The sequence below is a fragment of the Faecalispora sporosphaeroides DSM 1294 genome (genome assembly GCA_000383295.1).
GTDB classification, from domain to species: domain Bacteria; phylum Bacillota; class Clostridia; order Oscillospirales; family Acutalibacteraceae; genus Faecalispora; species Faecalispora sporosphaeroides.
Window position 1 is genome coordinate 587319 of record KB911066.1, and the last position, 25306, is coordinate 612624.

Annotated in this window: 23 protein-coding genes; 12 read left to right on the forward strand and 11 right to left on the reverse strand. The window is 53.8% G+C overall.

Annotated features, from left to right (window positions below):
* Positions 1-26: 26 nt before the first annotated feature.
* Positions 27-434 (reverse strand): MerR family transcriptional regulator, encoded by a 408-nt coding sequence (locus tag G340_RS0102995; RefSeq protein ID WP_020072177.1) that lies wholly within the window; start codon positions 432-434, stop codon positions 27-29.
* A 244-nt stretch (positions 435-678) separates the two neighbouring features.
* Here G340_RS0102995 and G340_RS0103000 point away from each other — a divergent pair, with 244 nt between their 5' ends.
* Entirely contained in the window at positions 679-1848 is a 1170-nt protein-coding gene (locus G340_RS0103000; RefSeq protein ID WP_020072178.1) for an iron-containing alcohol dehydrogenase, read from the forward strand.
* A gap of 174 nt (positions 1849-2022) precedes the next feature.
* Here G340_RS0103000 and G340_RS0103005 read toward each other — a convergent pair whose 3' ends face one another.
* The 3 genes from G340_RS0103005 to G340_RS0103015 form a co-directional block, all read right to left on the reverse strand.
* Positions 2023-2841 (reverse strand): MerR family transcriptional regulator, encoded by an 819-nt coding sequence (locus tag G340_RS0103005; protein ID WP_020072179.1) that lies wholly within the window; start codon positions 2839-2841, stop codon positions 2023-2025.
* A 366-nt stretch (positions 2842-3207) separates the two neighbouring features.
* Entirely contained in the window at positions 3208-5361 is a 2154-nt protein-coding gene (feoB, locus tag G340_RS0103010; protein ID WP_020072180.1) for a ferrous iron transport protein B, read from the reverse strand.
* A 90-nt stretch (positions 5362-5451) separates the two neighbouring features.
* Positions 5452-5691 carry a FeoA family protein gene (locus tag G340_RS0103015; protein WP_020072181.1) on the reverse strand — a complete coding sequence of 80 codons (240 nt, stop codon included), beginning with the start codon at positions 5689-5691 and terminating at the stop codon, positions 5452-5454.
* Positions 5692-5923: 232 nt separating this feature from the next.
* Between G340_RS0103015 and G340_RS0103020 the strand changes: the two genes are divergently transcribed.
* Positions 5924-6424 carry a metal-dependent transcriptional regulator gene (locus G340_RS0103020; protein ID WP_020072182.1) on the forward strand — a complete coding sequence of 167 codons (501 nt, stop codon included), beginning with the start codon at positions 5924-5926 and terminating at the stop codon, positions 6422-6424.
* 104 nt (positions 6425-6528) lie between these two features.
* Here G340_RS0103020 and G340_RS0103025 read toward each other — a convergent pair whose 3' ends face one another.
* The 5 genes from G340_RS0103025 to G340_RS0103045 all read right to left on the reverse strand — a co-directional run bounded on the left by G340_RS0103025 (position 6529) and on the right by G340_RS0103045 (position 12957).
* Entirely contained in the window at positions 6529-8241 is a 1713-nt protein-coding gene (locus G340_RS0103025; RefSeq protein WP_020072183.1) for an ABC transporter ATP-binding protein, read from the reverse strand.
* Positions 8235-10016 (reverse strand): ABC transporter ATP-binding protein, encoded by a 1782-nt coding sequence (locus tag G340_RS0103030; protein WP_020072184.1) that lies wholly within the window; start codon positions 10014-10016, stop codon positions 8235-8237. Before G340_RS0103030 ends, G340_RS0103025 begins: the two co-directional genes overlap by 7 nt.
* Before the next feature lie 13 nt (positions 10017-10029).
* Positions 10030-11508, reverse strand: a complete 1479-nt coding sequence (locus G340_RS0103035) for an ABC transporter ATP-binding protein (RefSeq protein ID WP_020072185.1) — start codon at positions 11506-11508, stop codon at positions 10030-10032.
* A 118-nt stretch (positions 11509-11626) separates the two neighbouring features.
* Complete coding sequence (locus tag G340_RS0103040; RefSeq protein ID WP_020072186.1) at positions 11627-12361, reverse strand: energy-coupling factor transporter transmembrane component T; 735 nt, start codon at positions 12359-12361, stop codon at positions 11627-11629.
* Positions 12361-12957 (reverse strand): MptD family putative ECF transporter S component, encoded by a 597-nt coding sequence (locus G340_RS0103045; protein ID WP_020072187.1) that lies wholly within the window; start codon positions 12955-12957, stop codon positions 12361-12363. The genes G340_RS0103040 and G340_RS0103045 overlap by 1 nt, the downstream gene beginning before the upstream one ends.
* Positions 12958-13418: 461 nt before the next feature.
* On the opposite strand from G340_RS0103045, the gene G340_RS18175 reads away from it, so the two are divergent.
* Complete coding sequence (locus G340_RS18175) at positions 13419-13562, forward strand: hypothetical protein (RefSeq protein ID WP_020072188.1); 144 nt, start codon at positions 13419-13421, stop codon at positions 13560-13562.
* Between the two features lie 96 nt (positions 13563-13658).
* Positions 13659-13805 carry a hypothetical protein gene (locus G340_RS18180; protein ID WP_020072189.1) on the forward strand — a complete coding sequence of 49 codons (147 nt, stop codon included), beginning with the start codon at positions 13659-13661 and terminating at the stop codon, positions 13803-13805.
* A 323-nt stretch (positions 13806-14128) separates the two neighbouring features.
* On the opposite strand, the gene sigE is transcribed toward G340_RS18180, so the two are convergent.
* The gene (gene sigE / locus G340_RS0103065; protein WP_051092131.1) at positions 14129-14845 is read right to left on the reverse strand and encodes an RNA polymerase sporulation sigma factor SigE; all 717 of its coding nucleotides are present in this window, start codon (positions 14843-14845) and stop codon (positions 14129-14131) included.
* An 8-nt stretch (positions 14846-14853) separates the two neighbouring features.
* Entirely contained in the window at positions 14854-15753 is a 900-nt protein-coding gene (locus G340_RS0103070) for a sigma-E processing peptidase SpoIIGA (RefSeq protein WP_020072192.1), read from the reverse strand.
* A 584-nt stretch (positions 15754-16337) separates the two neighbouring features.
* Here G340_RS0103070 and G340_RS0103075 point away from each other — a divergent pair.
* The 8 genes from G340_RS0103075 to G340_RS0103115 all read left to right on the forward strand — a co-directional run bounded on the left by G340_RS0103075 (position 16338) and on the right by G340_RS0103115 (position 25187).
* Positions 16338-17390 carry an inorganic phosphate transporter gene (locus G340_RS0103075; protein ID WP_027103837.1) on the forward strand — a complete coding sequence of 351 codons (1053 nt, stop codon included), beginning with the start codon at positions 16338-16340 and terminating at the stop codon, positions 17388-17390.
* 45 nt (positions 17391-17435) lie between these two features.
* Complete coding sequence (locus G340_RS0103080) at positions 17436-18059, forward strand: DUF47 domain-containing protein (protein WP_020072194.1); 624 nt, start codon at positions 17436-17438, stop codon at positions 18057-18059.
* 68 nt (positions 18060-18127) lie between these two features.
* Positions 18128-18286, forward strand: a complete 159-nt coding sequence (locus tag G340_RS17735) for a hypothetical protein (RefSeq protein WP_020072195.1) — start codon at positions 18128-18130, stop codon at positions 18284-18286.
* Between the two features lie 346 nt (positions 18287-18632).
* Complete coding sequence (locus G340_RS0103090) at positions 18633-20189, forward strand: L-lactate permease (protein ID WP_020072196.1); 1557 nt, start codon at positions 18633-18635, stop codon at positions 20187-20189.
* Between the two features lie 152 nt (positions 20190-20341).
* On the forward strand, positions 20342-21763 hold the full coding sequence (locus G340_RS0103095; RefSeq protein ID WP_020072197.1) for an FAD-binding oxidoreductase: 1422 nt from the start codon (positions 20342-20344) through the stop codon (positions 21761-21763).
* A 104-nt stretch (positions 21764-21867) separates the two neighbouring features.
* Complete coding sequence (locus G340_RS0103100; protein ID WP_020072198.1) at positions 21868-23007, forward strand: acyl-CoA dehydrogenase family protein; 1140 nt, start codon at positions 21868-21870, stop codon at positions 23005-23007.
* Positions 23008-23370: 363 nt separating this feature from the next.
* Positions 23371-24171 (forward strand): electron transfer flavoprotein subunit beta/FixA family protein, encoded by an 801-nt coding sequence (locus tag G340_RS0103110; protein WP_020072200.1) that lies wholly within the window; start codon positions 23371-23373, stop codon positions 24169-24171.
* Positions 24172-24185: 14 nt separating this feature from the next.
* Positions 24186-25187, forward strand: a complete 1002-nt coding sequence (locus G340_RS0103115; RefSeq protein WP_020072201.1) for an electron transfer flavoprotein subunit alpha/FixB family protein — start codon at positions 24186-24188, stop codon at positions 25185-25187.
* The last annotated feature ends 119 nt before the right edge of the window (positions 25188-25306 follow it).

The window sequence follows — 25306 nt, forward strand, 5'->3', positions numbered from 1 at the left end:
CGCGGGGAGCCTTTGAACAAAATGGCTCAGTCGCAGCCGTCGCAGCTCTTCCCGATATGTACCGCAGCCGTGCCGGCCTTTACCGCCGTTTCGTAAAACCGGATTTTCTTCTCAATTTTCTGAATATGCTGCTCCAGCTCGCGCATCTGCCGCTCGGCCCGGCGCTTCTGCTCCAAAAACAGCTCCAGGCGCTTTTGCAGCGTGGAATCCCCTTCTTTACACCAATCCATAAACTGGCGGATCTCCCGGATCGTCATGCCCGTGTTTTTCAGGCAGGAGATCACCTCGATCCACTCGTAGTCGTTCTCTTGAAAGGAACGGCATCCGGAGGAATCGCGCCCGATCGAAGGCAAAAGCCCCTCCTTTTCATAATACCGTAGGGTGTGCTCGCTCAGGCCCGTGTGTTTTGATGCCTCCGCAATCGTATCTCCCATGGAAAATACCTCCTGATCACAATCCGAAATTTGTCGGTTTCTCTGCTCCCGTTATACCTTAGAGCGCTCTCAAAGTCAAGAATAAAAATTCTTGCCGCAAAGGGCTTGACTTTGAGCATACTCGAAGGATTATAGTAATAAAAGAGATTGATTTCCTTCTCCTGTGCAGGCAGGAAAAGAAATCGCCGCACTTGCGTCAGGCTATTCAAAAGTAAATGATACAATAGAAAATGGAGGTATTCAAATGCAATTCGATTATTTTGTCCCCACGAAAATTCTATTCGGAAAGGGCCGGCTTTCAAGCCTGCACAGCCAGAAGCTGCCCGGAAAAAGGGCGCTGATCGTGATTTCCTCCGGCAAATCCACCCGCTCCAACGGTTACCTGGCCAGAGTGGAGGAGCAGCTGGATTTGGCCGGAGTGTCGCACGCCGTGTTTGACAAAATCCTCCCCAACCCCATCAAATCGCACGTAATGGAGGGCGCGGCGCTTGCCCGCACCGAGGGCTGCGACTTTGTGGTGGGCCTCGGCGGCGGCAGCAGCATCGACGCGGCCAAGGCGATTGCGGTAATGGCAGCGAACGAGGGGGATTACTGGGACTATGTCTCCGGCGGCTCGGGCCAGAGAAAACCCGTGCCGAACGACCCGCTGCCGATTGTGGCGATCACCACAACGGCGGGCACCGGAACCGAAGCCGATCCCTGGACGGTGACCACCAAGGAAGACACCAACGAAAAGATCGGGTTTGGGTATGAAAAGACGTTCCCGGTTCTCTCCATCGTAGACCCCGACCTGATGCTGACGGTGCCGCCCCACCTGACGGCATACCAGGGCTTTGACGCATTGTTCCACAGCACGGAGGGCTACCTTGCCAAAATTGCCGACCCGATCAGCGATCTGTTTGCGCTCAAGGCGATCGAGCTGGTCGGCAAAAGCCTTGCGAAAGCGGTGGCAGACGGAACAGACGAGGCGGCCCGCGCCGACGTTGCGCTGGCCAACACACTCTCCGGCATGGTGGAGTCCCTCTCCTCCTGCACGTCGGAGCACAGTCTCGAGCACGCGCTCAGCGCGTTCCACCACGAGCTCCCGCACGGGGCCGGGCTGATTATGATCAGCAAGGCATACTATACGCATTTTGCGAATACCCGCGCCTGCGACGAGCGTATGATCGCAATGGCAAAGGCACTCGGCAAAGCCGACGCTTCTTCCGCCATGGATTTTGTTCACGCGCTCTGCGATCTGCAGTCGGCCTGCGGCGTGGCGGAGCTCAAAATGAGCGACTACGGGATCGACGGCGCCAATCTGGAAAAATACGCGGACAACGCCAGGCAAACCATGGGCGGGCTGTTCCTGGTGGACCCCGTCCCGCTTTCCAGAGAAGACAGCATTCGCATTCTGCGGGAGTCATTCCGGTAAGCGGCAACGAATTGCATCCTGCAGCACGATCTCTTGGTAAAATTCTGAAATGCACAAGAATGCACCTTGGTCGGGCGTTACAGACCCGTTTCAAGGTGCATTCTTCTGGTATTGAAGCCGCTGCTTTGTGCAGCTTGCTGCCGCAAACTCGGTTCGCGAAAATCCCCGGAAAATTTATTTCATTTTCACAGGGAAGCAGACCTCGGTAACCAGTTCATCCGGATTCCGCGTTTCCGCGGGGCTGACGTGATAAATACTGAACATCGATCCATCAAAATCGTAATGATTGTCTTTTACCCAATTGGCGACCGCCTGATAAACCTCGCCGACCTGCTCATAGCTCCCCTGGTAGGTTGCGGAAGCGATCTGTACGGCCGGAACCGTTTGGAAAACCACGTTTTGCGTATTTTGATAGCTGCCCTGTACGGAAATCTGAATTTCCACGTCGGGGTCGATTTCCTTATACTCGTTGTCGTGAAAAATCGCAAGGGCGTTGCAGGGGGTGGCAAATTGAACGTTCTGCGGGCCGAGCTCACGCCGGAGCTGTTCCCAGAGAATTCCCTCCCTCTCATAAGCAGGAATAATCTTCCGAAGACTCGCGACAGTTCTTTCTGGCATTTCTTTGAGTGTTACCGTGTATTCCATCACATTTTCATCCTTTCCAAGTCGGGTGATGGCTGTTTCCAGAAGCAGCAGCTGCCTGCCGATTTTTTCCTCCTGCTCCAGTATTTCCTCCCGTTTGAGCAGAAGATACTGCCGCAAGGCCTCGGGATCACGATACGTTTTCAGGATTTCAGCAACAACCGAAAGGCCGAACCCCATTTCTCTGAGCGCGTGGATCCGATTTGCTGCCGGAAGCTGCGTTTCGCTGTAATACCGGTAGCCCGTTGCGGGATCAATGCTCTCCGGTATGAGCAGACCAATTTCATCGTAATGCCGCAGCATGCGGATACTGATTCTGGACAGCTTTGAAAAATCACCTATTTTCAGCATGTTTGTTCCCTCACATATATGTGTTTTTTGAGCTCATACCCAGTATAAAGCATCTCACTGTGTGAGAGTCAACCGGTATTTAAAAATAATTTTTGAGTACAATTGCGATACAGGTGATGCTTCGGGCTGGAAATATTCACAGGAGCTTGTTTTCCACGGCAGTACCCCAAAGCAGCTTTGCGGATTCTCCTGCGGATATTTGCCGAATGATTTTTCATTTTCAGACGGCCGGGTCTGTATCGCGGCAAAAGAAGCTTGCCCCCCCCCCCCCGGCCGCTGACTTGATTGCCGGGCATACAGCCTGAAAAAGCGGCCCCGACACCATTTTGGCGTCGGGGCCGCTTTGATTTTCCTTTTTTCTTTTGGCTACGCCAGTCCCAGCAGGCGCACGGTATTGGCCACAAGCATGCACAAAATAATTCCCGTAGCCGTCGGGATGGCAAAGGCGGCAAGGGTCCATTTCAGGCTTTGGGTTTCTTTTTTTACTGTCAGGCAAGTGGTGCCGCAGGGCCAGTGCAGCAGGCAGAACAGCATGGTGCAAACGGCGGTCAGCCACGTCCAGCCGTTGCTGACGAGCAGGGTGTGAAGCTCAGAGAGGTTTTCCAGCTCGGTGAGCGTTCCGGTCGCCATATAGCTCATGATAATGATGGGCACAACGATTTCATTGGCCGGGAAGCCCAGAATAAACGCCATTAGAATATATCCATCCAGCCCCATCAGCCTTGCGAACGGGTCAAGAAACGCCGCGCAGTGCGCGAGAAGGCTCATATCGCCGACAGAGATATTGGCCAGCACCCAGATCACCAGGCCCGCGGGCGCGGCGACGACCACGGCGCGGCCCAGCACAAACAGCGTGCGGTCAAAAATGGAGCGCACGATCACCTTCCCCACCTGCGGGCGGCGGTAAGGGGGAAGCTCCAGATTAAAGGACGACGGCAGCCCCTTGAGAATGGTCTTTGAAAGCAGGCGGGAAATCATCAGCGTCATAAAAACGCCGAGCACGATCACCCCTGTCAGCATCAGGGTAGAAACGACGGACTGAAACGCTCCGCCCACCGCGCCGGCAAAGAACATCGTGATAATCGCGATCAGTGTTGGAAACCGGCCGTTACAGGGGACGAAATTATTGGTCAGAATGGCGATCAGGCGCTCCCGCGGGGAATCGATAATCCGGCAGCCGATCACGCCGCAGGCGTTGCAGCCGAACCCCATGCACATGGTAAGGGCCTGCTTGCCGTGCGCGCACGCCTTGCAGAAAAAGTGGTCGAGGTTAAACGCGATGCGCGGCAGATACCCGGAATCCTCCAGCAGCGTGAACAGCGGGAAAAAGATCGCCATGGGCGGCAGCATGACGGAGATGACCCAGGCCAGCGTACGGAACACACCGTCTACAACAATTCCGCGCAGCCAATCCGGCGCCGATAGGAAAAGAAAGAAATCGTTAAGCGGCTGCTCAAGAGAGAACAGCGCTTCGGAAAGCATGGCCGACGGCACATTCGCGCCGCTGATGGTGATCCAGAAAATTCCAAACAGCATCGCGATCATAATCGGGATCCCCGTCAGCTTGGAGGTCAGAATGCGATCGATCCGGCGGTCGCGCTCCGCATATTTCTCCTCCTCAAACCGCACGGTTTCACGGCTGATCTCCTCGCAGGTCTTTACGATCCTCGTAACCACCTCATCCCGGAACTCCTCCTGCGGAATCCCAGCGGCCTCCAACTCCCGGCGGGCCTGCGCAACCTGCTGCAACACCTCTTGCGACTCCAGCAGATCATAGCCGAGGTAGTTTTTCATGGAACGAAGCAGGCTGTCGTCGTTGTCGAGCAGCTGCAGCGCCACCCACCGGCTGTTGACGGCGCCGTGTAAAACGTCCGCAACCACAGGCTCGATCAAAGCCACGGCGCTTTCGATCTCGTCGCCATACCGGATGCGCAGCGGATTCTTCTTTTCTTCCTCTCGCGTCAGCGCCGCCACGGTGTCCATCAGCTTGTCGAGCCCCTTGCCCGACCGCGCGCTCATGCCTACCACCGGAATCCCCAGCCGTTCCGACAGGCGGGGAAGATCGATGCGGATTTTCTTCTTCTTCGCCTCATCCATCAGATTGACGCACAGCACAACGCGGTCGGTGATCTCCATGGTTTGCAGCACCAGATTCAAATTGCGCTCCAGGCAGGTGGCGTCGGCCACCACAACCACCGCGTCGGCCCCGCCGAAGCAGATAAAATCCCGGGCAACCTCTTCCTCGGCGGAGTTGGCGATCAGCGAATACGTTCCGGGAATATCCACCATGATGTAATTCGTGCCGTTGTGGCGGTACTTCCCCTGCGCATTCACCACCGTTTTCCCCGGCCAGTTGCCCGTGTGCTGGTTCATGCCGGTCAGGCCGTTGAAGACGGTGCTTTTCCCCACATTCGGATTTCCGGCCAGCGCGATGATCAGATCCTGCTCGGTCTCCTTTTCAATATGTAGACCGCAGTGATTCAGCACGCCGGCTCCCGTAGATGCGTTTGTTAATCCCATTCAAAAACCTCCCAAAATAGAATCGGCGGAGCGGGAATCCGGCCGGCCCGTATCCGCATGGCGGCCGCGCTTCCCGCTTCTTTGCGTTCATTACGATACGGAAACGACTATTTTCTTCGACACGTCGGAGCGCAGCGCGATCACCGCGCCGCGGATCAGGTATGCAACCGGATTGCCGGAGGGGCTTCTATACAGAGGCTCGATTTCGGTTCCGCCCACGACCCCGAGGTCGAGCATACGCCTTCTGGTGGTTCCGTCGGATGTCAGCATGGTGACATTTGCTTTCCTGCCTACCGGCAGCTGATCCAAAGTGATCTGATTTCGATTCATAAATAGTTCCTCCTAAAACAAGCCTTCCAATCAGGCCGAGTCAGCGCGGGGCAAAATTGTTTCCCTGCGCTAATATATGATGCCTAAATAAATTGTGTTACGAATATAATGTAATGCCGGCAGAAATCCGGCGATTTTCTCCCCCGCCTTTGGCGGGGGAGAAAATCAACCCTTTGAATCAATTTGTTCCCACTGTGAAACGAACGGAAAATACAGGTAAAGGTTTGATTCTATGAACAACAGCAGCAATTCCGATTTCAGAACCGTGCGGGGGTACCAGCTGGCGAACCACCAGGACGGCCAGCTGACCCCGGCGCTGGAGGATTATTTGGAGATGGCGTACAGGCTCCATCTGGAAAATCATTACGCCCGTGTGGGACAGCTTTCTGAGCTGCTCCACGTCAAGCCGTCGTCCGCCTCTAAAATGATTTCCAAGCTGGCCGCTCTGGGCTACCTGAAATACGACCGCTACGAGGTGATTCTGCTTACGGAGCAGGGCCAAAAGGCGGGAGAATACCTTCTGGCCAGGCACCGGACGATCGAAGCCTTTTTAAAGCTGCTGGGCAGCTCGAATCCACTGGAGGAAACCGAGCTGATCGAGCACACGCTGAGCCCCTCAACCGTTTCGGACATCGAAATGCTCAACCGCTTTTTCACCGATCACCCGGAGATCCTTCGGCAGTTTACAGAATTTCAGGAAGCATCGGTCACGGCACTTTCACAGGGAAATTAACAATCTGCAAAAGGGCCTTCCGCCAAAATTGGCAGAAGGCCCGAATCAGGAAAGCCTGTCATATTGACGAGAATAAAGTGCCGGATTTCAAGTGACCAGGTATGCTAAGCGTGCTTTGTTTGCAGCTCTACCATATGATGGAAAATTCCCTTTGTCTTCATCAGCTCCGCCGGCGTGCCGTGCTCGGCAACCGTTCCGTCGGAAAGAACCACGATCTGGTCCGCACCCGCTACCGTGCGCATTCTGTGCGCGATCACCAGTACAGTCTTGTTTTTGACCAGCTCAGAAATAGCGGACTGGATCAGCGTTTCGTTCTCCACGTCCAAAGAGGCTGTGGCCTCATCCAACAGCACGATAGGCGCATCCTTGAGCAGGGCGCGGGCAATTGAGATTCTTTGGCGTTCCCCGCCGGAAAGCGCGGTTCCGTTCTCGCCGATCATCGTCTGGTAGCCGTTTACCATCTGCGCCACAAAATCCTCGCAGCGGGCCGCCTTTGCCGCCGCAATCACTTCTTCGTCGGTGGCGTCGCGCCGCCCGATGCGAATGTTCTCCATCACCGTGTTATTAAACAGGGTAACATCCTGAAACACGATGGAGTACATAGAAAGCAGTGTCTCAGAGTCAACCTGCGAAATATCCTTGCCGCCAAGCGTGATTTTCCCCTGACTTATGTCCCAAAAGCGAGCCGCAAGACGAGAAACCGTGGTCTTCCCCCCGCCGGAGGGGCCGACCAGCGCGGTCACTTCTCCCTGCTTTGCGGTAAAGGAAACGTCTTTGAGCACATCCTCTTCCCCATTGTAGGCAAACGCGACATGGTCAAAGACAATATCGCACCCATCTGGATCAAATTCTGAAGAACCGCTCTGTACCGGATGGTCGAGAATTTCATTCATGCGGGCTACGTGCATTCGTGTGGCAATCACCGCCGCAAAGTTCTGCAGCGCGGCCTGGAAGGGATCGTACAGCCGGGAAGCCACCAGCAGAAACAGAAAGAAAGTCATTACGTCGAGCGTTCCGTTGATCAGAAGGACAGAACCGGTAAGCGCAACAGTCGCAATGCCGACCTTTAAAATCAGCTGCCCGGATACAACAAACACTGCGGTGCCAAGCTCAGACACAATTGCCCGCTTTTCCACCGCCTTGATTTTTTTGTCCAAGCCCTTCAGGTAATTCTGCTCCGCGTTATTGGACTTCAGGTCGCGCACCGATTCCAGGCACTCCTGAATTCCATCCGCGCAGGCCATTTTGGCATCGAGCTGTTTGCGGCTCAATGCATCCTGCACTCGAATCGAAAAAATAACAATTAAAAGAGAAATCGGAATGACCCAAAGCGAAGCCAGAGCCATACGCCAGTCAAAAGCAAATAGGCTGAACGCAACCACAACGGTGGAAACGATTGACCCGAACAGCACGGGGATATAGTGAGAAAACGAGGTTTCCAAAACCGCGCAGTCCGCCATGATGGTGCTGGTCAGATCGGCCAGATCTTTCTTTCCAAAGAAGGAAAGCGGAATCTTACGCAGCTTTTCCGCCAAAGAAATGCGCCGTACGCCGCTTTCTTTGTAAGTAGCAAGAAAGGTTGCGTTGTACTGAAAATAAGTGGTAACAAAAATCAGCGCGAGGCAGACCAGAATTCCAATGACATAGAACGTACCGTTGGGAGCCGTACCGGTAAGCAGATCGCGAATCAGGTAATACATCAGGCCAACAGGGAACATCAGTGCCAGGTCGCGGAACACGCAGGCTACACTGCCCTTAATCAGATCCTTTGCACCCTGCTCGGACAAAGCAAATGCTCTTTGAATTTTCTTCAGCATGACACAGCCTCCTTTCCAACCTTCCATTTGATGGAGGTCTGGTAGTTATTCCACATTTTTGTATACAGGCCGCCCTGGGCTAAAAGCTGTTGATGCGTGCCGTTTTGAAGAATCTTTCCGTCCTTTAAAACGAAAATTTCATCCGCACCTACTACCGTAGTCAATCGGTGGGCGATCATAATTACTGTTTTTTGTTTGGAAAGCTCGGCAAACGCGGCCTGTACCCGGCTTTCATTATCCGGGTCGGCAAAGGCTGTCGCTTCATCCAGAATCACGACCGGTGAGTTTTTCAGCATCACGCGTGCGATGGCGATTCTTTGCTGTTCGCCGCCCGAGAGAAATACACCCTTCGTGCCGACGATCGTATCAAGTCCGGCAGGCATTTTTTCAATAATATCCATACATTGCGCCGCTGTCAGGGCCTTCATAACCTCTTCCCGCGAGGCGTCCGGCTTTGCAAGGCGAACGTTATCCAGAATAGATGCTTTCAGCAGCCGACTGTCCTGAAAGACAAAGGATACCGTTTTCATCAGCTCTGCTTTCGGAATTTTGCGAATGTCTGCCCCGCCGATGAGAATGCTGCCCTCACCGACATCAAAGAAGCGGGCGATCAACGCCGCCAGAGTCGACTTGCCGCCGCCCGACGGGCCAACCAATGCCACGGTTTTCCCTTGCTCAATTTTGAGCGAAACGCCATCCACCGCCCGATGGGTTCCATCATAACTGAAGCACACGTTCTGAAGCTCCACAGAAGCGTTTTTCGAGTGAAGCGGATGTTCTGTTTCCTCCGCCAGCGGCTGTATGTTCAAAACACTGTCAATACGCTCCAACGCGTCCTTGACAATCATCTGATTTTCACTGGAATGCATGATTTTTGTCAGGGTGATGGAAATGACCGGAGTGATAATGATATAAAAGATCAGGTTAATCAGGAAGGTGTTGGTCACACCGCCCTGTGTAAAGTAAATGCCCGCACCGATCAAAAAGGCAAACACGCCGTTGATCGCCGTGGTGTAGACCATCATAGGCAGGCGAAGCTGCTTGGTGTAAGAAATCACCCATTTGCCGTAATTATCGATTGCAGCTTTAAAGCGCTTAAAAGAAAACACCGTCTGCCCAAAGGTTTTCACCACAGGCACACCGCGAACATATTCTACCGCTTCGTTCGACATATCCTCCAGTGCGTTCTGGTACTCCTTCATCTTCTGCTGCATCTTCTCGCCCGTCATTCTGGACATAATCACAAAGGCAAGGATCACCGGTACAATGCTGAGCAGCCCCAGACGCCAGTCAAAGAAGAAAAGCAGGCCCAGCAGGCCGATGGGCGTAGCGATTGCCCCCGCCTTATCCGGCAGCTGATGTGCCAGATACGTTTCGGTAGCCGCGCTGGATTCATTGATGATTTTTCTCATTTTGCCGCTGCCAAAGCCGCCCATAAAACCAAGCGGCAGCGTAACAATATGGTGCATGGCTTTTGAGCGGATATTGGCCGCGATGCGAAACGCGGAAATATGGGAGCACATCAGCCCGCAGACATAGACAAACAAAGACAGAGCCGCAAACAGTACCGCCATCCACCCGTTGTGCGCAAGGCCTTGTGCCGACGAAAAATTCGGGGCGACGTCCAGCACCTCTTTAATGATTGCCCAAATGTACACAAACGGCACCAGGGCCATCAATGCGCTGACCGCGGATAAAATCCACGACGCAATTGTCAGATACCGGAACTTTCCGGCGTACTGAAACAACTGCGATATACTTGACTGTTGTTTCAAATTCTTTCCCTCCTTATACACTCTGCCTGACAGAGCAGGCAAAAAAATTGCGAAGTCTGCTTTGGCCCTCGGCATCCATCGGATACTGGGCCTTTACCCGGCCGCGCTCCATATGAACCACATAGGAACAACAGGTTAGAATAAACTGCGGGTCGTGTGAAACGACAAACAGCGTCTTCCCCTTATTTCTAAGCTCATCCATATGACTTGCCACCTCTTTCATGTGGCGCAGATCCAACCCGCTGGTCGGCTCGTCGAACAAGATGTAGTCCCGCTGAGACGCAACCGCGCAGGCAATGGCAACCCGCTGCTTCTGCCCGCCTGAAAGGGCCATTGGGTGAACGTCACGAAGCGAGGACAGATCAAGCGCTGAAAGGATTTGCTCGGCCTTCCCCCGGTCCTCTTCCTCCATGCTGAGCAGCACTTCGTCCAGCACACTTTCGCAGAACAGCTGATGATTGACATCCTGCATCACCATATAGCAATGCTTCAGCCGTTTTCCACGCCGAAGGTGCTGCGCGCCGTCCTGAATCGCCCCGTTACACCGCTTTTCAAGCCCGCACAGGCAACGGGAAAAGGTTGTTTTCCCTGCACCGTTATGGCCGATCACAGCGGTGCAGCTGCCCTTGGGCACAGAAAGCTGCGGAATGTTCAGAAAAGGCGTTCGCCCCTCATAGGCGAAGGCCAAATCACGGATACAAACCGTTTGCCCGTCGCCCTCTTCCCTTTTTCGGGTCTGCGCAAGGCCGTCCAACGTAAGGGGCCTTAGCCCCATTTCTGCCAGCTCGTTACCGCTGAGCGCATTCAACTCCCCGCCGCTTAAAATACGGCTGACTCTGCCGCCCTTCAGATAAACCGCCCTGTCCGCAAGTTCGCGAAGATAGTACAGCCGGTGCTCGGCGATGATCACGGTTTTCCCCTGAGACTTCCAATCCTGAAGAATACGGCGCAGATCGTTGATGGCGAACACGTCCAGATTCGAGGAGGGCTCATCCAGCACAATGACCTCCGGCGCACTGACAGAGACCGACGCGCAGGCGATCTTCTGCTTTTCGCCGCCGGACAGCTCGAAGAGGCTTCGGTTCATCAGCTTCTGAATGCCGAAACTCTCGACAGTATGATCCATTCTCTGTTCAATTTCCGCCTCCGGCATTCCCATATTTTCACAGGCAAAGGCAAGCTCACTGTTGGTATCCACGTTAAAAAACTGCGAACGCGGATTCTGGAACACAGACCCGACCTTTTGCGCCGTTTCGTACAAGGGCTGACTTTCCACCTGTTTTCCATCGATGCAGACGCTGCCGCTCAGCCTGCCGGCATAAAAGTTCGGAATCAGCCCATTCAGCAGCCTTGTCAGCGTGCTTTTGCCGCAGCCGGATTCCCCGCACAGCAGAATCATCTCGCCATCGGCAATCTTCAGCGAGATGTCCTTCAGGCTGTTGGCAGAATCCGCGTTTTCGTACTGAAACGAAACATTCTTAAGTTCAATCATGGTTTGCCCTCATATTATCTTTTTGCTGTAAAAGCAATTGAATTCTTCCTCCCGCCGCAACAGAGGAAAGAACCACTCATTTCGCGTAAAATCACTTTTCCAGTCAACGCGTTTTATCTCATACAAACAAGGAATTCATGATCCACATTCCAAATGCGAGCAGGCACAAAGCCAGCACAATCACATCTGGTAAGCGGAAACCGATTCTGCAAATATTGGTTCTTTTCACCGGTGCGCCAAGCCCTCTTGTCAGTGCAGAAGCAGACAGCTCCTCCCCGATTTTTACTGAGCAGATCATCATCGGGATCAGCCGGTATTCGAGCATGGCAGTCACCTTCCCGCCGCCGAAGCGGACGCCCCGCATGCGCATCGCGTCGTTAATGGCGGTGTACTCCTCCCCGACCGTAGGGAAAAAGCGAAAAATGACCGACATGGGGATCACGATCTGCTCGGGAAGGCGCATCCGCTCCATAGCGGCAACGAACTCGCTGACCGTCGTGGTGGACATGACGAAGTATGCCATCGCAATGCTCGGCATAAAGCGGGTGACGATTCCCGTCATCGCGATCACCATAAAATTGACAAAGCCGCTGGTCATCGGTATCAGGTAAATCTGCATCCAATAAAAAGTGGAAAACAGAAGCGCAAAGGTAACAGCCGCTCTCCACTTTCTAGAAAACAAAAGGAAGAAAAGCGGCATAACCGAAATAACCAACCGAAAGCTCTCCATTTTAGCCCCGCCCAGGCCCCCAAGCACGAAGACGGCCATGGTAACAAGCAACAGCAGCTTTGTTCTGGGGTCGAGCGTCAGGGTTCGTTTCCCTGTATTGGAATTGAGCAGAAAAGCGGGCATTACACAATCCCCGCCTTATGAAAGTGCTTTTTCAGGGCAGCTTTTCCAAGCAGGCCGCCGATGATGCCGCTGATAAATGAGACAACCAGCAAAACCGGGCACATCCAAAGAGGCATCAGTCTTGTCAGCGCAGCAATATACTCCTGACCATACCCCTGCCGGGTAGAAAAGTATGCTTCGATATTTAAAAACAGCGGGACAAAATTCCCCCAGACCCAGACGCTGAACACACCAGAGGTGAGCACAGCCTTAGAGGCACTTCTGTAATTGCCGCTTTTAAAGATCAGTTCGGCGATCAGCCCGGATACCGCTCCCACCAGAATGGAATAAAATCCCATACCGGTCAACAGCATCAAGATTCCCATAATCACGCTCATGATCCAGATCATCCCGAACTTTTTCACCTTGGTCAAAAACAGCATGAACGGGATTCCGCCGACGATCGGCACCAGCACGCAGAGCAGCGGCATAAAGATTGGTATGTACCCCAGCATGGCGACCGCGAAAACGATGACAAAGTACATCGCGGTAAAAACACCTACGTTAATCAGATCTTTCCCCTGTAAGCTTTTGTTTGAGCTGTTGTTTTCAGACATAAAGTCCCTCCTGTAAGTTAGCAATAGCTAACCAAATCCTCTTTTTTAAGCGCCCAGCGGGCGCCGTTTGATCCTCAATCTATTGTATTGTAGCGAATCATACTCTTTTATATCTACTCTAAAGCGTTGCGTTCTGCTCCATTCGGTCAAAATATTACAATGGTGCCGTGGATTCACGGGGCAAACTCTTTTGCCGCGGCGACTCGACCGCATCGACGCTTGCGGCATAAATCCCCCGCCCGCCAGACGGATGTTATGATATAGGATCATGCAGGGGGATCCATTTTATTTTTATTTTACATAAAAGCTCGTCGACTATGTTGGTAAAAAAACAATGATGAAAAACGCACGCATGCGTGCGAGCCGGAACAACAGAAACCGCCCTATGAATCGCACGTTAACCATTCCGATCGACTCATAAAATTCCTCGGCCTGCACACACTAGTGCCGAGGTGATTTTGATGTCTTATATTGATCCCAGAATCCGCGATAAATTTGAATCTCTGTCCATCGATTTGAAAAATGAAATTCTTGGCCGCGATGTAAAGCTGTATACAATGAACGACCTGATGCGGTGCTTGCAGGACATTGTCGACGGCAAATAAATCCCCGCAGCCGAACGCACGGCTTCGCTTGCCCCATTGTTTTTATTTTTCCAATCCATTCAGTTTATTTCAACCAGCCGATCCCGAGGTGATCTTATGAATGAACAAAACAAAGCTTTGAACACCGGCGAGCGGTCAAGCAACAAGGGAATCAGCGCAGATATTTCCAAGAGCAAGACCGAAAATCAGAACCAGAACCATAGCACCAAAAAGGCGGCGTTAGGGCCGAACACCAAACGATAAGGGTAAAATCGCAGCGTCCCAATTTGATAAGAGGGAAAACGGAAGTCTCAGCTCCTGCCATCAGGCGGGGGCTGCTTTTTTGCTCTTTATGTAATCCTGTCGTGAAACAGCGGACAAACTTCGGCTGTTATTTTCTATGAAACGCGGCGCCTTTTCGGCACGCGCCGGGAGCACGCGGTGCCGCTGTAAAACGGCACACAAAAACGCGCCTTGAGCTGGCCCTGTAATACCATTTCAAAGCGCGATTTCTTGTTTATCCCCATGGTGATGCCGTACAATTCGCTATCGCCGATTGATTTAGCGGCAGTTCTCGCCTTTTGGTTTTACCCAACCCGTTCCAGGTCTTTTTTCAGCCGTTCGATGATCCGCTTTTCGAGCCGAGAAATGTAGGACTGCGAAATTCCAAGTGTGTCGGCGACCTCCTTCTGCGTATGCTCGCGGCAATTGTTCAGGCCAAAGCGAAGCTGCATGATCTGCTGCTCACGGGAGGAAAGATGCCCCACCGCCTCCAGCAGCAAATCCTTTTCCACCTCCTTTTCAATTCCTTTGTTAACGGTATCCTGTTCGCTGCCCAGCACATCGGACAGCAACAGCTCATTGCCGTCCCAATCCACATTTAATGGGTCGTCAATGGATACTTCGTTTTTCAGCTGAGAGCTCTTGCGCAGGTACATCAGAATCTCGTTTTCAATGCAGCGCGACGCATAGGTCGCCAGCTTGATGTTTCTCTCCGGACAAAACGTATTGACCGCTTTGATCAGACCGATCGTCCCGATGGAAATCAGATCCTCCACACCGGCCGAGCTGGATTCAAATTTCTTCGCAATGTAAACAACCAGGCGAAGATTGTGGGTAATCAAAGGTTCGCGCGCGTTTTCTCTGCCCTGACGCACATTGTCCATCACAATGGCCTCCTGCTCCGGCGTCAGGGGCGGGGGCAAGGTTTCCGGGCCGTTTATGTAGTGCACCTCCGCCGCGGGCCAAAAGCGCCAGAGCAGCCGCAGCAGCCACCTCCTGATTCCGGAAATCAGTTTTTCCATTCCCCTTTTCACAACGATTTCTCCTTTCCGGCAATCCGCTTGCCTTGTGTGATCAGCTCCGGGTTCAGCAAAGCGCTGAAGCCTGTCGTGCCCAGTTTTTGGGCGGAAACAGCCAGGTACACCTCCTGAACTGCAATCCTCTCTTTCGCTGTCTGAATTTCAATGCAATCCGGCCGAAACGCCGGCAAAATTCCCTCTCCGCCTACCGCGCGGAACGGTACCAGTCGAAGCCCCGGCTGCACCTCTTCCCGCTTTTCCCCCGCTGCCACGAACAGATAGGAGCGCACGGCGGGCGGCACCAGCTCCTGTACGCACCGATATTCGGCCACGATCACCGGGTACCCGGAAAACGGCTCCTTGAGGCTGTTCCCCGTATCGATTTTTGTGGTAAGGCGCACACTTTTCCCCTGCGCGCGGACCGTGACAAAGCAGAACAGCGCGGCGGGCTGCCGCTGCCCGGTAAGCCGGTTCAGCAAGGTGACCCCCGCGTAGCAAACAACCGTCAGAGCCAGCAGCATCAGCGGGGAAATATCAAAATAAAGCACGGAGTTTTTGATGATCATTCCGCTCGGCGCCGCCAAATACCACAACGCCAGCATTGCCCCCGCAAAGCCGAAGCTGGTCAGGTAAAACCCGCCGACAGTGCGCAGAAAGAAAAGCAGGGACGGAGCGCCGAACGCTGTAACAACAATAAAGACGGAAAGAACCAGCTTGATCAAAAAAGACACAGGCGGCGGCAGCGACGGGAGCAGTATGACGAGAGAGCCGATGGCCCCAATTGCCGCCCCCAGCACCATACGCAGCCGCGAAGCGGAGATATGAAAGAATCCGGCGACCGTCAAGAGCAAAAAGTAATTGACGAAAAGGTTGACGGCAACCAATACATCCACATAGATAATCTGCTTCATCCCGCCCCCTCCTTTTTGCGCCGCAAAATTATTATAGCCGCTCAAAACGGCTGTTTCTGTCAAAACTTGGTTCCGCCGGAAGAATAAAAAGCCGGAAACAAAAGTAGGCAGAGCGGCTGTTTCATTTCGATTCTCATCAGAATTGCAACTTCATCAGCATGATGCTCAATTACTTATTTAATAAATTTTATTTATTAAATATATATTATATTTTAAATTTACATTTTATATTTATCTATTTTCTTTCCGCCCCTGTACGGATATAAGCTTTGAATCTAAAGCTGCACCTTTCTGTAAATATTTTATGATTTACTATGAAAATCATAGTAAAAAGCTTGGTTTTTTCTTGTGAATCTATACATTTTTGTTTTTCTAGATTCATCCATTTTTGATTTTTGGGGAAAATTATTGTGAACATTTACGTCTTTTTTCGCTGAAAAATGCGCGATCATTGATATAGTTTGAGAACTTTTCTTTTTCCATATAAAAGTTCTTTCGCTTGCGAAAAGATGTGATATAATGAAAACGAACAATTTTAAGAAACGGTTAAAAATCGATTAAATTTTCATGTAAGGGGAGTGTAAATGACTGTTTCACTAACAGATTTTATATCGTGGATGTCGGCTTACCCCATGCTGGGAATCACAGCGCTGCTGACGACCGGAGTGATTCTTGTAAACGGCTGGACGGACGCCCCCAACGCGATTGCCACCTGTGTATCCACCCGCGCCATGGCGCCAAGGCCCGCCATCATGATGGCGGCTGTATTCAACTTTTTAGGCGTTTTTGTTATGACCTCCATCAACGCCAGCGTGGCCGCCACCATTTACAACATGGTAGACTTCAGCGGCAATACGCACGAAGCTCTGGTTGCCCTGTGCGCCGCACTGCTGGCAATCGTTATCTGGGCTACCGCCGCCTGGTGGTTTGGGATCCCAACGAGTGAAAGCCACGCGCTGATCGCCGGTCTTTCCGGCGCGGCAATTGCCCTGCACGGCGGCCTTTCCGGCATCAACGGCGCGGAATGGATCAAGGTGATTTACGGCCTGGTGCTCTCTACCCTGCTGGGGTTTGCCATGGGCTGGGTCAGCGCCAAGATCACGCAGTCCATCTGCCGCAACATGGACCGCCGGCGAACGACCGCGTTCTTCCAGAAAGCGCAGATTGGCGGCGGCGCGGCAATGGCATTTATGCACGGCGCGCAGGACGGCCAGAAATTTATGGGCGTGTTCATGCTGGGCATGTTCCTGGCCAAGGGCGAGGCAAACGTGCCGAACTTCCAGATTCCCATTTGGCTGATGCTGTTCTGTTCTCTGGTGATGGGCCTTGGAACCTCGATCGGCGGCTACCGCATTATCAAGGCCGTCGGCATGGACATGGTAAAGCTGGAAAAGCACCAGGGCTTTACGGCAGACCTTGCCGCGGCGGCCTGCCTGCTGCTCTCTTCCCTGACGAGCATCCCGGTTTCCACCACACATACCAAAACCACCTCTATTATGGGTGTTGGCGCCGCAAAACGTCTGTCTTCCGTTAACTGGGGCGTTGTAAAAGAAATGGTGATGACCTGGGTGCTGACCTTCCCCGGGTGCGGAATGATTGGTTTCGTGATGGCGAAACTGTTTATAACGATCTTTTAAATCCGGCCTAGGCCGACACCTTGACGAAACAGGAGAATCGAAACTATGGCGAGAAAAAGTGATCAATATTATTATCATGTATTGTCCGAGGGCATCGATTACTGCATGCAGGCCGCTGATTTGCTGCTGAAAACACTGAAGAATTACCACCCGGAAAAAATGGACGCCTGTATTCGGGATATGCATGCCATTGAGCACGCGGCAGACCTTGGCAAGCATGTGATGATGAGCCGCCTGGTCAAAGAATTCATCACCCCCATTGAGCGCGAGGATATTATTGAGCTGGCCCAGACGATCGACGACGTGACCGACGAAATCGAAGACGTGGTGCTGCGCCTGTACATGTTCCACATCAAAACCATCCGCCCCGAGGCACTGCAGTTCGGCTCGATCATCGTTTCCTGCTGTAAAGCCATGAAGTCGATGATGGAGGAGTTTCATAACTTCAACAAATCCGGCACCATCCACCAGATGATTATCGACATCAACCGTATGGAGGAGGATGGGGACAAGCTGTATACCGACGCGATTCACTCGCTGTACTCCAACCCCTCCGATGCGATCGAAATCTTTACCTGGACGGAAATCTTCAGCCGCCTGGAGCGCTGTTGCGACGCGTGTGAGGATGTGGCCAACGTTGTGGAAAGCGTGATAATGAAAAACACCTGATTCTTTTTTTAAAAAATCACACATATTTGCGGCGGGCAGTGATCAGCTGTCCGTTTTTTATTTGAGGTATGGCCAAGCAGTTTCCGCTTGGCCATACCTTTTTTATTTTCGGCAAAATGACGATTCCCTGCGCCGTTCCACACGAAGCCATGATTGCTCTGCGCCTTTACGGAACCGGCAGAGAACATTCTACACGGCCCGGCGAAACGCTGTGGGGAAATGAATGATCTTCCATACTCCGAAACGTTTTCTATATCATGGAATCCGCTGATTTTCGGATACTCTGCCCGAATTTGCGTGTCATTTTTTGAAAGCCTTTCCGGCTTTCGTCAGATTTTCCAAAGAGGGAATTCTCTTCCTGTATTGGTAGAGCCAATAATCTTTCGTTTTCAATGTATATTCTTAACATTTTTCTTATAATCAATCGAAATGCACAAATTTTGTTATTGACAAAGCATTTTTTCCAGAGGATAATAAGACAAAGTGACAGTGCAAGGGGAGTGCTCTGTCATTTCATGCGCAATTTGGTAGTATCAATTTAATTATCAAAGGCGCCAATAAGGAGGAGCAATTGTGTTTCTGGAATTTATTCTTGCGCTGCTGCCGATTCTATGGCTTGTTGTATCCTTGTGCTACCTGAAAATGCCCGCCTACAAAGCCTGTCCCGTAGCGCTCGTCATTACCGTTCTGCTGGCACTGCTGTATTGGAAAGCACCCGGAATTGAGGTATTTACCGGCGGACTGGAAGGCGCGACAATGGCGCTTTGGCCCATTTCTCTTGTCATCGTCGCTGCGATCTTTACATATAACCTCACCGTGAAAACCGGGGCTATGGCGCGAATTCAAAAAATGCTGACATCCGTTTCAAACGACAAACGGGTGCTGGTGCTGATCATTGCCTGGGGCTTCGGCGGATTTATGGAGGCCATGGCCGGTTTCGGAACCGCCGTCGCCATCCCCGCCAGCATTTTGTGCGGCCTCGGCTTTCACCCCATTTTTGCCGCCGTCGTCTGTCTGGTGGCAAACGCCACCCCAACGGCATTTGGGTCCATCGGCATTCCCACCGTGACGGCCGCGTCCGTTTCGGGCCTTGACCCGCAGGCTACGGCGGTTGTGGTGTCGCTGCAGCTGTTCCTCATGGTCGTTCTCACGCCGCTTCTGCTGGTCACGATCACCGGCGGCGGTCTGAAGAGCCTGAAAAGCAGCTGGCACATTGCGCTGATTTCGGGCCTTGGGTTTGCGGTGGTACAGCTTCTCGCGGCCCGTTTTATCGGTGCGGAGCTGCCCGCAGTGACCGGCTCGGTCGCGAGCATGCTGCTGACCATCTGGGCGGCGAAGGTTTTCTGCAAGAATCCCCCGAAGGAATATCAGCTTTCTGAGGAAACGAAAGACGAGCTGCAAAAGCAGGAGCTTCCGAACCTCCGCGAGGCTGTGATCTCGTGGTCGCCGTTCCTTTTGATCTTCGTCTTTCTGCTCACCGTTTCAAAGCTGGTGCCCCCGGTTTACAACGTGCTTGCCGCAGTGAAAACCAGCGTCGTCATCTACTCGGGCGCGGGGGCCGCGCCTTACACCTTCTCCTGGCTGACCACCCCCGGCGTACTGATTTTTATCGCCGCGTTTCTGGGCGGGCTGCTGCAAAAAGCCAGCCTTTCCGACATGGCTCAGGTGCTGGTTCAGACTCTGAAGCAGATGCTGAAAACCATGATTACGCTGATCACGATTCTGGCCGCCGCGAAGATCATGGGCTACAGCGGCATGACGCGTGACATCGCCGCGTTTCTGGTGGCGGTTACCGGCACGGCCTACCCGCTCGTAGCGCCCCTGATCGGTTCGATCGGCACCTTTGTCACCGGCAGCGCCACCTCCTCCAGCGTGCTGTTCAGCTCACTGCAGGCAGAGACCGCGCGCGCCATCGGCATACAGGAAATCTGGCTGGTGGCCGCCAACACCATCGGTGCCACGGCCGGCAAAATCATTTCGCCCCAGAGCATCGCAATTGCGGTGGCCTCTACCGGAACCAGCGGAGAGGAAAGCAACATCCTTCGCATCACCCTCAAATATTACCTGCTGTACATTGTGATTTTCGGTTTGATTTCCTATTTTGGGTACAGCCTGCTCTCTTTGGTCTGAAAGTGACGCGGCGCTTGTTCCCCAGAGCACGGCGCCTGCCCGAATCTCCCCTTTGGGCAGGGAGTTTGCCGGGATGAAACGCTCCCGGAGCAAGCGGCCTTTCGATTGTTTGGATACATCATTAGTAGTAATCAGGAAAGGAACATGCAGTTATGAGCCAGTACAACAAGGTCACACCTGAATTGATTGAACAGTTCAGGCAAATCGCACCGAACCGTGTTTCCGTCAACGGAGACATCAACGACGATTTCACCCACGACGAGATGCCGATTTACGGCAAAGCCTGTCCCGAGGTGGTCATCGAGGCCACCTCCACAGAGGAAGTGGCGGCTGTGATGAAGCTTTGCTACGAAAACGGCATCCCCGTTACCCCCAGAGGCGCGGGCACCGGTCTGACCGGCGGCGCGGTCGCGCTTTGCGGCGGCGTAATTCTCTCCACCACCAAGATGAACAAGATTCTGGGCTACGACAAAGAGAATCTGAACGTGCGCGTTCAGGCCGGCGTTCTGCTCAACGATCTGGCGGAGGACGCCGCGAAGCAGGGCCTGCTGTACCCCCCGGATCCGGGCGAGAAATTCGCCACCCTCGGCGGCAACGTCGCCAACAACGCGGGCGGCATGCGCGCCGTGAAATACGGCACCACCCGCGACTATGTGCGCGCCATGACGGTTGTGTTGCCTACCGGCGAAATCGTCCGCATGGGTGCGAGCGTATCGAAGAGCAGCAGCGGCTACAGCCTGCTGCACCTGATGATCGGCTCCGAAGGCACGCTCGGCATCATCACCGAGCTGACGCTCAAGCTGATCCCCCAGCCGAAAGAGGTCGTCAGCCTGATCGTTCTGTTTGAAAATCTGGAGGAGTGTATCGCCGCCGTTCCGCAGATCATGCTGGCGCACCTGCAGCCCCAGGCGCTGGAATTTATGGAGCGCGAAATCGTTATTTCTTCCGAGGCCTACCTCGGCAAGAGCGTGTTCCCGCAGGAGTTTGAGGGCAGCCAGGTCAACGCCTACCTGCTGATCACCTTTGACGGCGAAAACGCCGACCAGCTCGACGAGATCATTGAGAAAGCCTCTGAAGTGGTTCTGGAGGCCGGAGCACTGGATGTTTTGGTCGCCGATACCCCGGCCTTGAAAAAGGATGCCTGGGCGGCCCGCAGCTCGTTCCTTGAGGCGATTGAAGCGCAGACCAAGCTTCTGGATGAATGCGACGTGGTCGTGCCCACCAGCAGAATCGCGGAGTACCTCACCTACATTAAATCCATTGAGGCCGATTACGGCTTTGAGGTGAAGAGCTTCGGTCACGCCGGCGACGGCAACCTGCACATTTACACCTGCTCCAACGACATGGAGCTGGAGGAGTTCAAGAGCCAGGTGCACGACTTTATGAAGAAGGCTTACGCCAAGGCAACGGAATTCGGCGGTCTGATTTCCGGCGAGCACGGCATCGGCCACGGAAAGCAGGCCTATCTTTCTGAAATGGCCGGCCCGGTGAACATGCGCCTGATGAAGGAAATCAAATCCGTTTTCGACCCGAAAGCGATTCTGAATCCCGGAAAAGTTTGCGTAAAGCTGTAAGAAGCGCCTCTTACCAAGCGCAAAGGTTCTGATTCCATGCTTTTCATAAAAGTGCTGGATCAGAAAGCATACGATTCATATTATTTTGAGCGGAGGAATAAGCGATGGCATATATCATTTCTGAGGAAGGCCAGGAGCTGCTGGGTGCAGTGAAGGAATTCTGTGAAAAAGAAGTAAAGGAACAGTGCAAGGAATATGACAAAACCGGCGAATGGCCGAAAGAAATTTACGATAAGGCGATTGAAATGCAGCTGCACATGCTCGAGGTTCCCGAGGAATACGGCGGCATGGGCCTTGACCGGGTCTCTGTGGCGGCTTTGATCGAGCAGATGGCGATTGCCGATTCCGGCTTTGCCACCACAATTTCCGCAAGCGGCCTCGGCATGAAGCCCGTTCTGATCGGCGGCACCGAGGCACAAAAGCAGCACGCGTGCGATTTGATCGTAAACGGCGGCTTCGCCGCTTTCTGCCTGACGGAACCCGGCGCGGGCTCCGACGCTTCCGCCGGCAAAACCACCGCCGTTAGGGATGGCGACAGCTACATTCTGAACGGCCGCAAATGCTTTATTACCAACGGCGCGGTTTCGTCCTTTTACTGCGTGACCGCCATGACCGATAAATCCGCCGGTACCAAGGGAATCTCCATGTTCTTCATCGAGAAAGACACGCCCGGTCTTTCTACGGGACATGAAGAGGATAAAATGGGAATCCGCACCTCCAACACCTGCGACGTGGTGCTCGAGGACTGCCGCATTCCCGCTTCTAATTTGATCGGCGCCGAAGGACAGGGCTTTTCCATCGCCATGAAAACGCTGGATCAGGCCCGCGCGTGGATGGGCTGCATCGCCACCGGCATCGCCCAGCGCGGCATGGAGGAAGCCATCGCCTACGGCAAAGAGAGAATTCAGTTCGGCAAGCCGGTGCTGAAAAACCAGGCACTCCAGTTTAAAATTGCCGACATGGCCATCAAGATTGAAACTGCCCGCCAGATGGTGGCCCATGCTCTTACTCTGATGGATCTCGGCCTGCCCTTCAGCAAGGAATCCGCAATCGCGAAGTGCTACGCGTCCGACATCGCGATGGAGGTTGCTTCCGAAGCGATTCAAATGTTCGGCGGGTACGGCTACAGCCGTGAATACCCGGTGGAAAAGCTGCTGCGCGACGCGAAAATCTTCCAGATTTTTGAGGGAACCAACGAGATTCAGCGCATTGTGGTTGCCAATAATACCATCGGGCGCTTCTGATTTACCAAAGCACCTGCTTACCCTTGCCGCCCTTCAGGCGGCATTGCGCAAAACCTGCGATTGCTTCCCCGCCGGGGGCGGGGAAGCAATCGACCGTTTTCAAAGCGAATGATTCTGCAAGAAGAATGAAGCCCACGCGTGGGAGCAATCCTTCCCCGCTTTCGGCGAGAAGAAAGCCAAAGAAATTCTTTTATGGAACGAAATCCACGCATGAGAACGGTCTTTCCCCCGCTTTTGGTGGGGAAGAAACCAAACGTATTCTTTCTGCAAGAAGCACAAAATGCAAGCATACAGCAGTTCCTTTCCCGCCCTTGGCGGGGAAGGAGAGAATTGCTTTACTATTCTGCAAGGAGAACAAAACACATGGAAATACTGGTATGTATCAAGCAAGTGCCGGACGACGCGGCTGAAATCCGCCTGAAGGCGGACGGAACGCCCGACTTGGACGGCGTGGCGCAGGTGGTCAACGCGTTTGACACCTATGCCCTGGAAATGGCGACCCGCCTGAAGGAAGCAGTCGGCGGCGAAATCACGGTGATCAGCGTGGGCGGCGAAGGCGTCCGCGACGCGCTGAAAACCTGCCTGGCGGTCGGCGCGCAGCACGCCTTTCTGCTGACCGACCCCGCGTTTGAGGGCTCCGACAGTCTGGGCAAGGCCCGGATTCTGGCAGCGGCTAAGGCAAAGCTCGAAGAGAAATCCGGCAAGCCCTTTGATTTGATTTTCTGCGGCCTGGAAGCCACCGACAAGGCCACCGGCCAAACCGGCGCACAGCTGGCCGAGCTGCTGAATCTGCCTCTAATCACCAACCTGACGGATATTTCTTACGAGAACGGCACCGTCACCGCAAAGCAGGAAACCGATTTTGGCTACAACCTGATCGATTCCGCCGCGCCGTGCGTCGTTACCGTGAATACACCGGCCTACACGCCCCGCTACCCCACCATCAAGAGTAAGCTGGCCGCGAAGAAGATGCCCATCGACCCCATTTCTCTGGCAGATTTGGGCGAGGGTCTCGGCAAGGTCGGCGAGAAAGCGGCTCTCACCCGCACCGTACGGTTTGCGGAGCCGCCCCAGAAGGTTGCCGGGGTAAAAATCAAAGAAGAGACCTGCGAGGATTCCGCCCGCCGGGCCGTAGCCATGATGGTCGAAGCAAAAGCGCTGTAAGGGAGTACTGAAACATGGAACAAAATCAAAATCAGAACGTATTGGCGTATGTGGAAACGGCCGGCGGAAAACCCGTGAACGTCGGTTTGGAGCTGCTGACGCTGGCCAGAACGATCGCCGACGCCGCCGGGCAGAAAGTGACTGCCGCCTTGATCGGCAGCGGGCTGGACGAGGCCGCGCAGCGGGTTGCCGCCCTCGGCGCAGACAAGGTTGTTGTTGTGGACGACCCCGCTTACACCGCCTTTTCAATGGACGAATACACCGGCGTGCTGGAGCAGCTCGTAAAAGACGAAAAACCCGCCGTATTCCTGATGGGAAACACCCTGCAGGGCAAGGGGATTGTACCCCGCCTCGCGGCCCGCTTTGAGAGCGGCTGCGTTGCGGATGTAACCGCCGTCTCCGCTCAAGACGGCGCAGTGCGCTGGACTACCCCCCGCTTTGGCGGCACCGTGCTGGCGGAAGAGGTCATCGAAAACTCCGCGGTTCAGTTTGCCACCGTGCGCACCGGCGCGTTCCCGAAGCCCGAAGCCGCACAGAATACCGCCCCAGTAGAAAAGAAAACGGTTTTGGTTCCGGCGGACTCCATCCGCACAAAAATCCGCGAGGCGGTGAAGGAACTGACCGAAAGCGTAAACCTGGAAGACGCGGATGTAATCGTATCCGGCGGCCGCGGCATGGGAAGCGCGGAAAACTTTAAGCTGGTGGAAGAGCTGGCGGCCCTTTTGGGCGGCGTGGTAGGCGCTACCCGCCCCGCAATTGAGGAGGGCTGGGTTTCAAGAGCGCACCAGGTTGGGCAGTCCGGCAAGATCGTTGCGCCAAAGCTGTACATTGCGTGCGGTATTTCCGGCGCGACACAGCATGTTTCCGGCATGTCCTCCTCCGGCTTTGTTGTGGCGATCAACAAGGATGAAGACGCCGCTATTTTTGATGTGGCGAACGTCGGCATCATCGGCGACGCGGTCAAGGTCATCCCCGCGATGATCGAGGAAATTCGCAAAGCGAAGGCAGAGGTCTGATTCCTCTTATCCCCTCTCCGTTTGCCTGCACCTGAGAGCATAGACGCAACGCTGCGAATGCGACGGTCTTCCCCTGCTGTAATCGAAGGGAAGCGAGCGAGTATGTGGTTGCCCGGCGC

What these genes read in the sequence shown, in the direction of transcription:
- G340_RS17735 (WP_020072195.1), top strand. Translation starts at nt 18,128, where the DNA reads ATGGCCAAGCAGTTTCCGCTTGGCCATACCTTTTTTATTTTCGGCAAA.
- G340_RS0103110 (WP_020072200.1), top strand. Translation starts at nt 23,371, where the DNA reads ATGGAAATACTGGTATGTATCAAGCAAGTGCCGGACGACGCGGCTGAA.
- sigE (WP_051092131.1), bottom strand. Translation starts at nt 14,845, where the DNA reads ATGGAAAAACTGATTTCCGGAATCAGGAGGTGGCTGCTGCGGCTGCTC.
- G340_RS0103005 (WP_020072179.1), bottom strand. Translation starts at nt 2,841, where the DNA reads ATGCTGAAAATAGGTGATTTTTCAAAGCTGTCCAGAATCAGTATCCGC.
- G340_RS0103080 (WP_020072194.1), top strand. Translation starts at nt 17,436, where the DNA reads ATGGCGAGAAAAAGTGATCAATATTATTATCATGTATTGTCCGAGGGC.
- G340_RS0102995 (WP_020072177.1), bottom strand. Translation starts at nt 434, where the DNA reads ATGGGAGATACGATTGCGGAGGCATCAAAACACACGGGCCTGAGCGAG.
- G340_RS0103075 (WP_027103837.1), top strand. Translation starts at nt 16,338, where the DNA reads ATGACTGTTTCACTAACAGATTTTATATCGTGGATGTCGGCTTACCCC.
- G340_RS0103025 (WP_020072183.1), bottom strand. Translation starts at nt 8,241, where the DNA reads ATGCTGAAGAAAATTCAAAGAGCATTTGCTTTGTCCGAGCAGGGTGCA.
- G340_RS0103000 (WP_020072178.1), top strand. Translation starts at nt 679, where the DNA reads ATGCAATTCGATTATTTTGTCCCCACGAAAATTCTATTCGGAAAGGGC.
- G340_RS0103095 (WP_020072197.1), top strand. Translation starts at nt 20,342, where the DNA reads ATGAGCCAGTACAACAAGGTCACACCTGAATTGATTGAACAGTTCAGG.
- G340_RS0103070 (WP_020072192.1), bottom strand. Translation starts at nt 15,753, where the DNA reads ATGAAGCAGATTATCTATGTGGATGTATTGGTTGCCGTCAACCTTTTC.
- G340_RS0103020 (WP_020072182.1), top strand. Translation starts at nt 5,924, where the DNA reads ATGAACAACAGCAGCAATTCCGATTTCAGAACCGTGCGGGGGTACCAG.
- G340_RS0103115 (WP_020072201.1), top strand. Translation starts at nt 24,186, where the DNA reads ATGGAACAAAATCAAAATCAGAACGTATTGGCGTATGTGGAAACGGCC.
- G340_RS0103035 (WP_020072185.1), bottom strand. Translation starts at nt 11,508, where the DNA reads ATGATTGAACTTAAGAATGTTTCGTTTCAGTACGAAAACGCGGATTCT.
- G340_RS0103100 (WP_020072198.1), top strand. Translation starts at nt 21,868, where the DNA reads ATGGCATATATCATTTCTGAGGAAGGCCAGGAGCTGCTGGGTGCAGTG.
- G340_RS0103045 (WP_020072187.1), bottom strand. Translation starts at nt 12,957, where the DNA reads ATGTCTGAAAACAACAGCTCAAACAAAAGCTTACAGGGGAAAGATCTG.
- G340_RS0103040 (WP_020072186.1), bottom strand. Translation starts at nt 12,361, where the DNA reads ATGCCCGCTTTTCTGCTCAATTCCAATACAGGGAAACGAACCCTGACG.
- feoB (WP_020072180.1), bottom strand. Translation starts at nt 5,361, where the DNA reads ATGGGATTAACAAACGCATCTACGGGAGCCGGCGTGCTGAATCACTGC.
- G340_RS0103015 (WP_020072181.1), bottom strand. Translation starts at nt 5,691, where the DNA reads ATGAATCGAAATCAGATCACTTTGGATCAGCTGCCGGTAGGCAGGAAA.
- G340_RS18175 (WP_020072188.1), top strand. Translation starts at nt 13,419, where the DNA reads ATGTCTTATATTGATCCCAGAATCCGCGATAAATTTGAATCTCTGTCC.
- G340_RS18180 (WP_020072189.1), top strand. Translation starts at nt 13,659, where the DNA reads ATGAATGAACAAAACAAAGCTTTGAACACCGGCGAGCGGTCAAGCAAC.